This window comes from Klebsiella sp. KE9456, from assembly GCF_043832615.1.
GTDB lineage: Bacteria > Pseudomonadota > Gammaproteobacteria > Enterobacterales > Enterobacteriaceae > Klebsiella > Klebsiella indica.
In genome coordinates, this window is sequence record NZ_JBDYQK010000006.1 from 142,601 (window position 1) to 156,124 (window position 13,524).

Here is a 13,524-nt window from a genome sequence, read left to right on the forward strand (position 1 = left end):
TTATTTGTTATTGCGATTTAAGTTTTTTTACCCTATCTTTTCGCTCAGAATTAGAGCGGGATTTGACGGTAACACCCCAATCATTCGAGTTGCAGGGCAACAGCCCCCGGGGCGTGATTGAACAGCGCTTGCGCCAGCCCCGGGGTAAGGCCGCATGCCGGCTCATACAGCTAACGCACCTGCAATTTGAAGTATGACGACGGGTATGATGACCCACGACCGGGAGGACAGCCTTGCGTTCTGAGTACTTCATCAGCGTTGACGGCGGCGGCACGCAATGCCGTACGCAATTAATCAATAAAGAGGGCCAGACCCTGGCAAGTCTGACCGGCGGTTCCGCGAACATCTGGAGTGATTTTACCGGCGCGATGACGCAGGCGACGCAACTGATCGCCGAGACTCTGCGGCTGGCGGGGCTGGGGAAAGAGCACTATTCCGCCATCACGGCGATCCTCGGGCTCGCTGGCGCGAATGTGCTTTCCGCGCGGCAGCGGGCGCAGTTATGGCCCCACGATTTTGGCGGCTGGCACGTTTTCTCCGACGTGGAAACCGCCTGTCTGGGGGCCCATTCCGGCCAGCCTGGCGCGGTGTTGATCATCGGTACCGGGAGCCAGGGGGCGGTCTGGGATGGCTCAGGGTTTCACTGCGTCGGGGGATGGGGGCTGCTGCTGTCTGACCACGGTTCCGGCTCGCTGCTGGGCCACCAGGCGTTGCGTCTGGCGCTGCAGGCGCATGAAGGGCTACAACCCATGACGCCGCTTACCCACGCACTGATGGCGCAGTTTGACCATTCTCCGCAATCATTGCTGAGCTGGTCGGCGAGTGCGTCGCCGGCGCAGTGGGGGCAGTTCTCGCCGCTAATCTTCGCCCACGCTGCTGAAAACGACTCCAATGGTGTCGCACTGGTCAAAGCGCGTGCCGATGAGACGACACTGTTGATTAACCATCTGACTCATCAGGGGGATTATCCTGTGGCATTGATGGGCGGCCTGGCGGAACCGTTATTACCCTGGCTTGCGCCAGAGGTGCAGCGGCAGATTGTCCCGCCGGCGCAAAATGCGCTGGCGGGAGCGTTGCAATGGGCCCTGGCCCGTAATTATTAGTCATTCTGTCCGGTGGAGCATGGGGCTGCGTCGGTCTTTTTTTGGTTAAAACTGTCATGATAAATGCGCCTTCCATAACCACCCGCATCCTCCGGCTGATTGTTGAATTATCGCCAGTGAGCCAGTCAGACCTGAAAGTTCGCAGCGGATTAAGTATGTCTACGGTATCCCAGGCAACTAACAGGCTGTTAACGAAAGGGATTATTCAGGAACTTGGGTTGCGTCGCGAATCGATGGGGCGGCCGAAAACGCTGCTCGGGCTGAATCCCGATTATGCCAATGTGATTGGCGTGCAACTGAATGCGGAACGCAACCTGATCGTAATGACCGATCTGGCGGGCAACCTGGTGGGCGAGCAGCAAATGCCGGCCGGAGAATTGACGCCACAGCAGCTGGTGCAGTCGCTGGCCAAATTCCTGAAAACGCCGGGCGACCGTCATGTCGGGGCGATTGGCCTCGCGCTGTCCGGCCTGGTGGATCCGCAAAGCGGCTACTGCATTCGTTCTACCGTGCTGAACTGGGATAATGTACCTGTCGTACAGCAGTTAGCCGCGCGTTTTCAAATTCCCGTGTTTATCGAAAATGACGCTAACGCGCTGGCGCTGGCGACACAGGTTTTCGGTCAACTGGGGCAGGCGAAATCGGCGGTCGTGGCCACCTATGGTAAAGGCATCGGTGCAGGTATTATCCTCGATCGGCAGCTGTATAGAGGGCGCCACGGTACTGCCGGAGAGATTGGCAACGTATTGCTGAGCGACGGTTCCGGAGAGACCCTGGAAAGCGTGGCCTCGTCGAAAGCTATCTTACGCGCGCTGAAAGGCCAGACTGCTGCGAAGACGCTGCTGGCACTGGATGAGCGTCCATCGCCAGAAACGCTCGCGGTGCTGAAAAATGCCGCGCAGCATCTTGGCGTTTCCCTCGCTAATCTGGCCGCCGCCTTTGATCCCGATGTCGTTTATCTGGCGATGGAGCCGCATATGGCGTCGCGTATACTGCTGGATGAAGTTACACAGGTTTTTCAGACCTACCGACTTAAACTCTCCCCCCAACTGACGCCGCTGCAGTTTTTAACCGATTCCAGCCGTATGTGGGCGCAGGGCGCAGCGGGGCTGGCCGTCGATCGTCTGATTGATTTGCTGTCAATGGAAGAGGAAAATGATAACGAACAGAACAGCCGAAAACGGGGCTGATTAATTGATATAAAATAGATGCGCCCGTTACGGGCGCATTTTGCGTTAGCGAATACGGATGCCCTGCTGATCAAAAATACGGACCTGCGCTGGCGGGATCCCTAGCTCCACCGTCTGGCTGGTTTCGATATTTTCGCCATGGCGCTGTTCGACGACCAACATCTCCTCGCGGCCAATATCCAGATAAATATAGTTAGTGTGGCCCAGTTTCTCGATAAAAGAGACCCGTGCGTGAAAACGGTTCTGTGGCTCCAGTAGATGGCCTGGCAGAACGTGTTCAGGGCGAATACCTACCCATAGCGTACTTCCTTCCGCTGGCTGAGAGCCAAGTGGGCAGACTAATGCCGCCATATTCAGTGCCGGAATTTCCAGTTGCACTTCGCCTTCGCGGGCCGCTCTCACCGTCGCCGGTAGAAAGTTCATTTTAGGCGAGCCGATAAAGCCGGCGACAAACATGTTATCCGGATCGTGATAAATCGCCAGCGGCGAGCCGGTCTGTTCAATACGCCCCTGACGTAACACCACAATTTTATCCGCCAGCGTCATCGCTTCCAACTGATCGTGGGTGACATAAATCATTGTGCTGCCGAGTGTTTCATGTAAACGGGCAATCTCAATGCGCATCTTAAGACGCAGCTCGGCATCAAGGTTGGAAAGCGGTTCGTCGAACAGAAATATATTAGGCTGACGGATGATAGCGCGCCCGATAGCCACACGTTGACGCTGGCCACCGGAAAGCGCGCGCGGCAGACGGGAGAGATATTCCTTCAGGTGTAATTTTTGTGCGATGTCATCCACTTTTTGGTTGATTTCCTCCCTGGGCCGCCTGGCCATCATCAGCGGGTAGGCCAGGTTATCGCGCACGCTCATATTGGGATACAGAGCGTATGACTGGAAGACCATCGCGATACCGCGTTCAGATGCCGGCTGTCTGGTCATGTCGGCACCGGCGATGAGCAATTGCCCCTCACTAATCTCTTCCAGACCGGCAATCATGCGTAAAAGGGTTGATTTACCGCACCCTGAAGGCCCAACGAAGACCACAAATTCACCGCTATTGATGGTCAGATCAAGACCGTGGATCACGGTCAACTGATCCCAGCGTTTTTTTACATTACTCAGAACCAGATTGGTCATTTCGCTTCCCCCTCAACTACAGCAACTGCCCCATATAGATGGCATTGCGGCGGAAAATATGCCGGAAGCCCATTTTTTCGTAAAACGCGCACACCGTCTCATTTTGCAAACTCACGCCGAGGTGAACGCCGCTAACTCCTCGCGCGCGCAGCGCGGCGAGCTGATGCGCAATCAGCCGCCGTCCCCATCCGCCAGACTGGGCGACGGGCAGCAGGTTTATATGCAGATGCGCGGGCCAGGATTGCGAAAGTTCCTCGCTTGCGCGGGCAGGATGACGAATCTGTCCGAGGACTTTCATATCCAGATCCGCCAGAGGTTCCCGCTGAGCATATTTTTTTTGCAGCACCGGCCACCATTCGCTGGCCAGCTTGTTTTCGAACGCCTCCGTATCCGGTGCTGCCACGACATATCCCACCACCGCGCCGTCCAGTTCGAGGACAAACGCAAAATCAGGCTCGTATAAGGCGTAGGGCACAACATATAGCAGGCCGGGATAGTCTGGGTCGCTGTATAAACCGGTGGCATTTTTACCCGCATTGGCCGTTTCCAGGCAAATAAGGCTCAGGGCTTCGCGATCTTCGGGTCGCACCGGGCGAATAACGCCACGCAGATCTGGCTTCATGGATGCTCGCTCATTGTTGAACAGATTTACGCCAACTTAATTAAAGCGCACTTTTTTTTCAAGAAATAATAATTAGGCATTTGACGTTAAATGACCGTAGAACATTTTTTCCGTTTCACCAGCGAGAAGTCGCACTTATGACGCGAATTGTGATCGGGGTAAAATCTGTCTGAATTTATTGCTTTTCCCACTGCCGCTGCCGTTTGCAGGAACATTATCCGAGAGTGAGTATACGATTTTCATATGCCATCTATTTGAGATTAATGAATATTATTTTGTGTAGCATGAAAAACCACTATTCAATCAACTATGATTATCAGGAATGGTAAGACGTAATTTTAACCAGTTTATTATTCTGATTATCAGCGGATAAGGTACGGCTTCACCAGATTATGACCGCGATCTAACCGTGGCAAATGGAGTTTGACTTTGTTTTTTATATAAAGTAAGTGTATTCGTGATGTTGAATTGTGCATCGCCAGTTGCCGAGTGCGGGAAGTACTCAAGGCAGATTCGCAGGGAGGTTTGTCCTGTTTGTGTCCATGAGAGTCCAGTCCTATGTGTGATTCATATAAGGTTTGCCGTTCCCGTATGACAGGTATTACCGCGCTCGCGACGCTGGTTTTCGCTGCGCTCTCGTCCCCGGCTATCGCCGCGACGGTGACGCTCTCTGCGTGGGATATTTATAACTATCCTGAACAGAGCGCGGTCATTGATAATGCGATTAAAACGTTCACCGCTGCCCATCCCGGTATTCAGATCGATCGTTCCGTACATGCGTTTGAAGATACCCGCATCCCGCTAAAACTGGCGCTCTCCTCCGGCGACGGGCCGCAGGTGGCGCAAGTCAATCAGGGCGGTGGCGATATGGGCGCGCTGGTGAAAGAGCACCTGCTGGCTCCGCTTGATGAGTATGCGACCAAGTACCAGTGGACCACGCGTTTTCCTGATTCCATTCTCAAACGTAACCGCTGGTCGGAGAAACAGGACTTTGGCAGCGGCCATCTTTACGGCGTCGCGAGTCTGGGGGAGATGGTGGGGCTGTATTACAACAAAGCCTTGCTGGATAAAGCTGGGATCCCGGTGCCGAAGACCATGGCTGAATTTAATCAGGCGCTGGAAAAACTGAAGCAGGCCGGCACGCCTGGGCTGATGCTGGGATTACTCGATGGTAACGCCGGGCAGCAGATGCTCAGCACCTTATGGGAGGTGCAGATCGATAGCAGTAAACGTCAGGCTCTGGATAAGCTTATCTATGATGTCGGTGGTAGCTTTAAAGATCCGGCGCTGGCTAAGGCGGCGGGAATGATGCAGGAGTGGAACCATAAGGGGTATTTCTTCCAGGGGTTCCAGGGGATTGGTCATGACGATGCGGCGACGCTGTTCCAGAGTGGCCAGGCCGCCTTCTTTATCAGCGGGACCTGGTATATGGGGCAATTTAAGGCCAATAAAGATATCCATTTTGCCGCGCTGCCGACGGTGCCGGGGGTCAATAAACCGCTGATGGTCGGCGGGACCGACCTGCCATTCTCCATCACCAGTACGGCAAAAACCGCGGAGCAAAAAGCGGCTGCTGCACAATACATTGATTATATTGTTTCCGATAGCGTCGCCAATGAGTGGCTGAAAGCCGGTTTCCTGCCAGCAACCTCCTCAGCCAGCGCTACGCTGCCGAAGGACAATCCGCTGCTTGCCGATGTCTACCAGACGTGGGTGACCGTCAACAAAAACGATGCGCTAGGGCATTATCTGGACTGGGCGACCCCGACGATGTTAACCACCCTGAACCAGAACGTACAGTTGCTGATGGCTGACAAAATCACGCCAAAACAGCTGACTGAAAATGCCGATCAGGACTACCAAAAATATCTGGCTTCATTAAAACACTAATTACGGTGAGGTGAAAACTGCGCCATGCTCAATCGCTCACGTTTGAGTAATACGGTCTATATTCTGCCGGCATTACTGGTTTATACCATTTTTCTGCTTTTCCCACTGCTCGCCTCGCTGGCGATTGCTTTTACCGACTGGGATGGCAGTACCCGACCGCTGTTTATCGGGTTGAGTAATTTCGTGCAGATTTTCAAAGACGGTCAATTCTGGACGGCGGTTGGCAACAACGTCATCTTCATGTTGTTCTACACGTTGTTGCCCGTGAGCCTGGGCCTGGCACTGTGCAGTTTTCTGAGCCAGTTACGCAACAATAAAGAGCTTACCGTACTCCGCGTACTCTTTTTCCTTCCCTATATCATGCCGATGGCAGTGCTTGGGGTGGTGTGGCGCTGGTTGTATAACCCCGCGATGGGGCCAATTAACCAGTTTTTGCGTGCTGTCGGTTTACCCCATCTGGCTCTCGCCTGGCTGGGGGATTTCGACTGGGCTCTGCCGGCCACCGGGATGGTGGCGGTCTGGTACTTCTTTGGCTTTTGTCTGATCTTATTCATGGCAGGCATTCAACGTATGGATCCCTCGATTCATGAAGCGGCGGAGCTGGACGGCTCATCGCACTGGCAGAAATTCCGCCGCATTACCTTGCCTGCGCTGTTGCCTGAGATTCGTATCGCGCTGATTATTACGATTATCGCCAGCCTGAAAGCGTTCGATCTGGTTTATGTCATGACCCAGGGTGGTCCAGGAACCTCCACACTGGTGACAAATATGTATATGTATCAACAAGGGTTCGATTTACGCCATTTTGGCTATGCGTCGGCGGTGGCTATCGTCAGCCTGATCATTGTGCTCGGTATTAACGGCATATTGCATATCGTTATGCGGGAGAAAAAATAATGCCTCAGCGATCGCCCATTTTCTCGCGTGCCTTTCTCTGGCTGCTGGCGTTACTGACTATCGCCCCTTTCCTGATGGCGCTGCTGACCTCTTTTAAAACCCAGATGGAGCTGTTTCAGGGGGTCTTTAGCCTTCCTCAGTCGTTTAGTTTTAAAAATTATGTATCCGCCTGGGAAGATGGTCACTTCCGCATTTATTTTGTTAACTCGGTGCTGGTGGTGTTCCCGGTTGTGATAATGAGTATCCTGCTCGGCGTGCTTTCGGGCTTTGGCTTTGCATTTCTACGCATCCCCGGGAAAACGCTCTTTGCCTTACTCATGGCGCTGGGAATGATCCTGCCCTCCGAGTCGTTCATTATCCCGCTGTATCATGAATTGCGCTGGATGGGGCTGACCAATACCTACCTTGCGTTAATTTTACCGCAGGTCGCGCTGTCGATCCCGTTTACCACCCTGATGGTGGCGACGGCGCTGCAGCAGGTGCCGAAGGAGCTGATTGAAGCGGCGATTATGGATAACACCCCGCGTAAGCGTATTTTGTGGAAAATTTTGCTGCCGGCTATCTGGCCGACCCTGTCAACGCTGGCGCTGCTGCTGTTTATCTGGACGTGGAACGAATTTCTTATTCCACTGATTCTGGTCAATCAGGAAGAGCTGCGGACGCTGCCGATTGGTATGATGTTCTTTCAAAATAAAAACACCATTAACATTCCTGTGCTGATGGCGGGCGCGATGATCGTTATTTTACCGCTGGTGGTCATTTTCCTGATTTTTCAGCGTAAATTTATCAGCGGCGTTACTGAAGGGGCGGTGAAATAATATGCATATTACGCTCAGCGAGCGGCCGGATGTTCCCGATGACGCGCCGGTCACGGCATGGATTCAGCAGGCGATAGATCATATTGCCGCAGCAGGAGGCGGGATGCTGACCCTTCCCGCAGGCCGCTATGTGACGGGGGCGCTGGTTCTGCCCTCGCATTTTCATCTGTACCTGCAGCGCGGGGCCGAACTGATCGCCAGCCCGAATTATGCCGATTATCAGGCCGGGGAAACGCTGACTGTAGCGGAGCAGTCGCAACGGGGGCTGATTTATGCTTACGATCAGTGCAATATCACGCTTAGCGGCGCCGGTTCGATCAACGGTAACGCTGATTTCTGGTTCTCTCCGGTGCGCGACGAGCAGGGGTACCGGATGCCGGCCAGGGAGCGCCCGAGGATGATCGTGCTGGAGTCCTGCCAGCATGTTTGTCTGCGCGGGATACGCCTGTTTAACGCCCCGATGTGGACTGTGCATCTGGTCAGTTGCCAGCATGTTGTAGTCAGCCAGTTGACTATTGACAATGATATGACCATGGCTAACACCGATGCGCTGGATATTGACAGCTGTCAGTTTGTGCACATTAGCGATTCGCTGTTTAGCGCCGCTGATGATGGCATTTGCCTGAAAACCACCAACAAACCTGGCAACCTGCGCGGCCCGACCCGCCATGTCACCATAACGAACTGCACGCTGCGCTCTTACAGCTCGGCGTTTAAAATTGGTACTGAGACCGTTGACGATATTGAAGATATCACCCTGCGCGATTGCACGATTATCGACAGCAACCGGGCGATTGGCATTATCAGCCGCGATGGCGGGCGGTTCCGGCGCCTGCATTTTCACAATATCTCTTTTGTCTGCCGCTACGTTAACGCCTGTCACTGGGGACGCGCCGACCCTGTTTTTATCTCCAGCCGACGTCGCGACCCCGTTGTGGCGCCGGGCGCGATAAGCCAGGTGCGTTTCAGCGCGTTGCGCGGACATGCCCAGGGGGCGATTAACCTGCATGCAGAAACGGCAGGGGAAATCGACGATATTCATTTCAGCGAGATCCAACTGCAGCAGCGATTTAGTGAAAACGCGCAACAGGGCAGTTACGATATCCGGCCTCCCTGTAACCCGGCACAACCGACGGGTAGCGGTCTGGATAACGCCTTTTTACTCAATCCGCTAACGGGTGAGCCTTACGGCGTCGAACGCTACCCTGGCGGTATGCCGGCGCTGTTTGCCAGCGGCGTGACCGGGCTGCGGCTGGACAACTGCCTGTTTGAGCGTCCGACACCGATTCCTGAAGGCTGGAATCATGAGGCTGTAGTGGTGGAACGGATAAGCGCCGTCGAAGACTTGTCGCGCAACGGTAACGGGAGTTAACGCCCTTAAAAGGCGAGGGTCACGACTTCGCAGTTCCGCTAGCTTGTATGCCTTGGGTTCCTGGCATTGCATGGGGCTACCTGGTCTGTCAGAACAAAGAAACTATTAATTCAAAGATGCTACTCTTATGATTTTAATCCAGTCTTTTCAGGTGCCTTTTAATGGTGAAACTATCTATGCTGAAAGTACATTTGGCCGCAATGGACATATCTTGATGCTTCATGGCGGCGGTAAAGATCGAAAGGTTTTCTACAAGTACCGCGTTCTTATGGATGAGTTAGGCGTTGGAACGACTGTGTTTGATTTTTTAGGTCATGGTGAGACTGGTGGTGACATGCATGAGTCCTCTCTTTTTAGTCGTACGATGCAAGCAAAGGCGGTGATTGCTTATCAGGGGCTGGCGCTGACAGGCTGTATGGGCGTAAGTATGGGGGCGTATAATGCACTTCAACTGAGTAAAGAGGTTCGACTACAATCTCTAATCCTCATGGTGCCCGGTGTCTATTCAATGCCTGCTTATAAGGTTAAGTTTGGTCCTGATTTTTCTGCAATCATACGCCAGTTCCGAAATTGGGAAGAGACGGATGCCTGGGATATAGCCGCTGAATTCACGGGGAATTTACTTGTTATTGCCGCCGAAAATGACACAATAATTCCATCTGAAATACCGAAAAGACTAGTTTCTTCAGCGTCCCGCACCTCACAGAAAAAACTTCTGACTATTCCTGATGCTGGCCATAATAATATATGGCAGAATTTAATGTTCTCACCAGACTTATATGAAAAGGTATGCTCTGCTTTTGATGAATGCCTGGTAAATCAAATTGACAGGCTCCCAGTTGATTAATGAGTTTTAACGCTGCATTAAAGCTGACAGAATGACAATGATCGCGTCATGGTGAATATCAACCGCTATTTTTTCTGTAACGATAGTTCCTTTATTGATTAACCGTCATGCTGGCCAGGCGTGCTTATCACCGACTCAACCCTGCATTCGGAGGCAAGTGCTGCAAACTGCCGGTCCGCCACTGGGCGAAGCAGGGAATAACATTGCCAGAATATTATTCTGGAACGGTCTGAGTCCCGGTCCGGCCCTGCAGGGTACGCAGGCAGACCTGGATCGTTTCGCAGCAGCAGCGTCCAGTCATTGACCAGTTCAATCAGCCGAAATAGTGCCGTATCGCTTTGCTGCGGTGCCTTATCCCAGCGTGTCTGGAAATCCAGATGTGCTGCCCGGATACTTTCAATGTCCCATGTCTGCCGGACCAGCGCGAAAAAGCGGCCGGCATCAGGCGCTTTGCCATGAAAGAACTGAATATCGTCCAGTATTTCCACAGGAAGTATATCGGTCAGCAAACGAACGGCGTCAATCCGTCCCGGCGCCAGCCATAAACGAGGATCAATCTTACTAAACCCGGCCCAGTCAAGTCGTGTGTGAAACTGATAGCGGGACGTCTCCTTGTAGGATGCGTCCATGAAGAACAAAAAGGTCCAGATGTCTTCGCCACAACCGAAGGGAGTGGTCGAGAAGATCCGATCCCGTCCCTGGGTCAACTGCATTCTGCACATGTCGGTTAGGGAATAATGGGCAGTGCGGCCATGTTTAACACGGTTTAACAGCCCGCGTTCGACCATGCGGGTCAGCGTCATGCGCACGGTGATTTCCGGTAGCTTGGCTGGAGACAGTGCGTCAAGAAAAAAGCGGGTCGGAAGAAAAATCGGCGCCGGTTGTTCGAGCAAATAAAGTCCCAGCAGGCCGAGGATGAGACTTTGAGTCGATCCCGAAATAGAGGTGGTTATGGTTGTCATCGATCCCCTTAAACTTTACATTTTTTTCTTAAAGTCTATTATCAGTATAATATTAAATGGCCCTTGATGAAAACCAGACACTTCAGGATGGTTCTATGAGCACAATATTGCCCGATCATCGTTTTGGTCTTGATGTTATCTACCGCCCGGCAAATCCGCCGGAAACGCCCGATTCTCATGCTGAACCGTTGCATCGGGATTCGCGAATCCTGCCGCAAGGGTATGTTCATCAACCGGATGCTATGCCGTTGCCATGCGCCATTCGTCAGGATCGGGATGCGGTGGTCAAACTGACAAGCGGCGCTGATATTTATGTCGACATCTATCGACCTGTTGATAGCAGACCGGTTCCCGCTATTCTGGTGTGGTCTCCGTATGGTAAGACAGGAGGCTGGTGGACGGTTAATCTGCCCCCAGCCAAATTTGGCGTACCTGCGAACGCGGTGTCAGGATTGCAGTGTTTTGAAGCGCCCGATCCCGCTTTCTGGGTAAACCGTGGATATGCGGTCGTTATTGCTGATGCGCCAGGCTCCATGCAATCGGGCGGTGATATGTTGTGGTGGGGCGCAGCCGGTGCGGCCGACTCTCAAGATATGGTTGAATGGATTGCCGTACAGGACTGGTGCACGGGCAAAGTTGGTATGTCGGGTAATTCGCAACTGGCGATTATGCAATGGTTTACGGCCGCTGTCCGGCCACCACATCTGACTGCGATTGCCCCGTGGGAAGGATTGATTGACATGTACAGGGATAATCTCGCGCAAGGCGGCATTCCTGATCCGCTGTTTCAGCGTGATGAAATCTACCCCCGGCTTTACGGACTCAATCGTATGGAAGACCCCTCGGCGATGATCGAACGCTATCCGCTGATGAATGATTACTGGGCAGACAAACGCGTGCAGCTTAGCGCTATCGATATACCCGCCTATGTTGTCGCGAGCTACACTAATCCCCTGCATGCGCGCGGTACGCTGGAGGCCTTCAACGGCATTGCCTCTCAGGAAAAATGGTTACGTATTCATAACAGTATGGAATGGCCCGATCTCTACGACCCACGCAATGTTGAGGATCTGGCACATTTTTTCGATCATTTCCTTAAAGGCGAAGAGAACGGCTGGGAAGAAACGCCGAAAGTGCGGATGTCGGTTCTCGATCCGGGCGGTACAGATGAAATCGGGCGGATCGAAACCGCCTGGCCACCGGAAAGGGCAGTCGCGCAAACTTTCTTCCTCGATGCTGCGCAAAGAACATTTACCACTACACCTGCGGCAGAATCGGCAAGTGCCGACTACCTCAGCAGCGATATTCAGCAGTCGCTGGTTTTTGAATTTTCGGTCGATGAGGAGATGGAGTTACTGGGATCTTCCCGACTCCGTCTCTGGGTTGAGTCGGACGGGGCTGATGATATGGATCTCTTTGTTCAGCTTTACAAAACCAGCGCTGATGGACATAAGCGCTATCATATCTGCGTCCCTGGCGAAGAAGCGCAGACCGGCATTCGACATCTGGAACGGGATGGGCGTTTGCCAGCCATGCTGAGCTATGCCGGGCCAGAGGGGCGTCTGCGTGTTTCCCATCGCGCACTCGATGAGACGATTTCCGGGCCATTACAACCCCATCACCGCCATGATCGTGAGGAACGCCTTGTTCCCGGTGACATTGTGCCTGTGGATATCGCGATTTGGCCGACGGCACTGAAGATCCATTGTGGAGAAACGTTACGGCTGGAGATCGCCGGACTGCCGCTTGGTGGTTACGCGCTGCCCGGTATGCCTGGGGGTTTTAACATTCCGACCCGTAATACAGGGCGGCATATTATCCATACAGGTGGGCAATATCCGAGTTGCCTTGTGATGGCACTTGTTCCTGCCAATAGAGGAGCCGATGCATGAGCACATTCGAAATACGTACTTATACCTTGAAGTCTGCTGCCGCAGCGATGGCTTATCAGACGATCTGGCTCAAACATATAGAAAGTCTTCACCACTTTGGCGTTACCACTCATGGCGTCTTCTCTGCGCCCGACGATCCGCGACGGGTTATTGCCCTGGTGAGCTATGAGGAAGGGGCGTCACCGGGTGACGTTACCGAGCGCTATATGGCAAGTGAACTCTTTCAGGCCGACATGGCCGGTTTTGACTTTTCAGATTTCGTTTCTGTAGAGGCAACGGCATTGCTTCCCGCACCGTTTTCACCCCTGAAATAGCGTTTCCCATCGCTCAATACGGCGGTATGGCGCTCTTCTCTGCTGGAAAGGGGCGTGTCAAGCATTCCGCCGCGTTATTCTGCTGCAGGCGCTACAGGTCTGGAATAAATTCTACCTGTATATTGCGTCAGTTATTCGTAACTATGACCAACATTCGGAAAGGAAATTAACCGGGAATTATCATGATGATTAATAATTTGGAAATGAAATATTCATTGAACGGTATTATTACACGTTGCGTGTGATCCAGTAAACGTCAACAATAGCTGGAGCGTGGTTAACGTGTTACTGCCTGTAACAAGCTGTTTTTTTGGTTCTTTTTGCCACTGTTGATCTGATTTGTAAAAAAATAGGATGTATAGCAAAAAAAATGTGATGTAAAACGCAAATATTTTTCTATATGTTCGATAATATTTAACACGAATTCAGCAATCCTGTGGCTGTTCCATACTCATAATATTTAACACCTGCCGCTTATCG

At 52.7% G+C, this 13,524-nt stretch carries 12 protein-coding genes; 9 read left to right on the forward strand and 3 right to left on the reverse strand.

Annotation, left to right across the window (positions count from 1 at the left end; translation table 11 throughout):
- The first annotated feature begins 233 nt into the window (after nt 1-233).
- Both ABK821_RS08140 and ABK821_RS08145 read left to right on the forward strand, forming a co-directional pair.
- Complete coding sequence (locus ABK821_RS08140; RefSeq protein ID WP_142501556.1) at nt 234-1,103, forward strand: BadF/BadG/BcrA/BcrD ATPase family protein; 870 nt, start codon at nt 234-236, stop codon at nt 1,101-1,103.
- A 59-nt stretch (nt 1,104-1,162) separates the two neighbouring features.
- Entirely contained in the window at nt 1,163-2,293 is a 1,131-nt protein-coding gene (locus ABK821_RS08145) for an ROK family transcriptional regulator (protein ID WP_138360533.1), read from the forward strand.
- Between the two features lie 45 nt (nt 2,294-2,338).
- Here the strand turns inward: ABK821_RS08145 and ABK821_RS08150 are convergent, their stop codons facing one another.
- Nucleotides 2,339-3,430: an ABC transporter ATP-binding protein gene (locus tag ABK821_RS08150; RefSeq protein ID WP_138360519.1), complete on the reverse strand. Its 1,092-nt coding sequence runs from the start codon at nt 3,428-3,430 to the stop codon at nt 2,339-2,341.
- A 16-nt stretch (nt 3,431-3,446) separates the two neighbouring features.
- Nucleotides 3,447-4,052: a GNAT family N-acetyltransferase gene (locus tag ABK821_RS08155; RefSeq protein WP_138360520.1), complete on the reverse strand. Its 606-nt coding sequence runs from the start codon at nt 4,050-4,052 to the stop codon at nt 3,447-3,449.
- 591 nt (nt 4,053-4,643) lie between these two features.
- Here ABK821_RS08155 and ABK821_RS08160 point away from each other — a divergent pair.
- From ABK821_RS08160 to ABK821_RS08180, 5 genes are all read left to right on the forward strand, one after another.
- Entirely contained in the window at nt 4,644-5,942 is a 1,299-nt protein-coding gene (locus tag ABK821_RS08160; protein WP_241675622.1) for an extracellular solute-binding protein, read from the forward strand.
- A gap of 24 nt (nt 5,943-5,966) precedes the next feature.
- Nucleotides 5,967-6,839: a carbohydrate ABC transporter permease gene (locus tag ABK821_RS08165; RefSeq protein WP_142501554.1), complete on the forward strand. Its 873-nt coding sequence runs from the start codon at nt 5,967-5,969 to the stop codon at nt 6,837-6,839.
- A complete protein-coding gene (locus tag ABK821_RS08170; RefSeq protein WP_138360523.1) occupies nt 6,839-7,657 on the forward strand; it encodes a carbohydrate ABC transporter permease in 819 nt (272 codons plus the stop codon). Before ABK821_RS08165 ends, ABK821_RS08170 begins: the two co-directional genes overlap by 1 nt.
- A 1-nt stretch (nt 7,658) precedes the next feature.
- Nucleotides 7,659-9,029, forward strand: coding sequence for a glycosyl hydrolase family 28 protein (locus ABK821_RS08175; RefSeq protein WP_343178268.1), 1,371 nt, complete (start codon nt 7,659-7,661; stop codon nt 9,027-9,029).
- A gap of 127 nt (nt 9,030-9,156) precedes the next feature.
- Nucleotides 9,157-9,876, forward strand: coding sequence for an alpha/beta hydrolase (locus tag ABK821_RS08180; protein WP_343178269.1), 720 nt, complete (start codon nt 9,157-9,159; stop codon nt 9,874-9,876).
- Nucleotides 9,877-9,974: 98 nt separating this feature from the next.
- On the opposite strand, the gene ABK821_RS08185 is transcribed toward ABK821_RS08180, so the two are convergent.
- A complete protein-coding gene (locus tag ABK821_RS08185; protein ID WP_343178270.1) occupies nt 9,975-10,838 on the reverse strand; it encodes a hypothetical protein in 864 nt (287 codons plus the stop codon).
- 95 nt (nt 10,839-10,933) lie between these two features.
- Between ABK821_RS08185 and ABK821_RS08190 the strand changes: the two genes are divergently transcribed.
- Together ABK821_RS08190 and ABK821_RS08195 are read left to right on the forward strand one after the other, a co-directional pair.
- Nucleotides 10,934-12,730 carry a CocE/NonD family hydrolase gene (locus ABK821_RS08190; protein WP_343178271.1) on the forward strand — a complete coding sequence of 599 codons (1,797 nt, stop codon included), beginning with the start codon at nt 10,934-10,936 and terminating at the stop codon, nt 12,728-12,730.
- Nucleotides 12,727-13,044 (forward strand): NIPSNAP family protein, encoded by a 318-nt coding sequence (locus ABK821_RS08195; protein ID WP_343178272.1) that lies wholly within the window; start codon nt 12,727-12,729, stop codon nt 13,042-13,044. The genes ABK821_RS08190 and ABK821_RS08195 overlap by 4 nt, the downstream gene beginning before the upstream one ends.
- The last annotated feature ends 480 nt before the right edge of the window (nt 13,045-13,524 follow it).

Bases quoted from the DNA above. Each gene is read 5' to 3' on its own strand.
- ABK821_RS08165 (WP_142501554.1), top strand. From the start codon at position 5,967: ATGCTCAATCGCTCACGTTTGAGTAATACGGTCTATATTCTGCCGGCA.
- ABK821_RS08155 (WP_138360520.1), bottom strand. From the start codon at position 4,052: ATGAAGCCAGATCTGCGTGGCGTTATTCGCCCGGTGCGACCCGAAGAT.
- ABK821_RS08170 (WP_138360523.1), top strand. From the start codon at position 6,839: ATGCCTCAGCGATCGCCCATTTTCTCGCGTGCCTTTCTCTGGCTGCTG.
- ABK821_RS08190 (WP_343178271.1), top strand. From the start codon at position 10,934: ATGAGCACAATATTGCCCGATCATCGTTTTGGTCTTGATGTTATCTAC.
- ABK821_RS08185 (WP_343178270.1), bottom strand. From the start codon at position 10,838: ATGACAACCATAACCACCTCTATTTCGGGATCGACTCAAAGTCTCATC.
- ABK821_RS08195 (WP_343178272.1), top strand. From the start codon at position 12,727: ATGAGCACATTCGAAATACGTACTTATACCTTGAAGTCTGCTGCCGCA.
- ABK821_RS08160 (WP_241675622.1), top strand. From the start codon at position 4,644: ATGACAGGTATTACCGCGCTCGCGACGCTGGTTTTCGCTGCGCTCTCG.
- ABK821_RS08180 (WP_343178269.1), top strand. From the start codon at position 9,157: ATGATTTTAATCCAGTCTTTTCAGGTGCCTTTTAATGGTGAAACTATC.
- ABK821_RS08150 (WP_138360519.1), bottom strand. From the start codon at position 3,430: ATGACCAATCTGGTTCTGAGTAATGTAAAAAAACGCTGGGATCAGTTG.
- ABK821_RS08175 (WP_343178268.1), top strand. From the start codon at position 7,659: ATGCATATTACGCTCAGCGAGCGGCCGGATGTTCCCGATGACGCGCCG.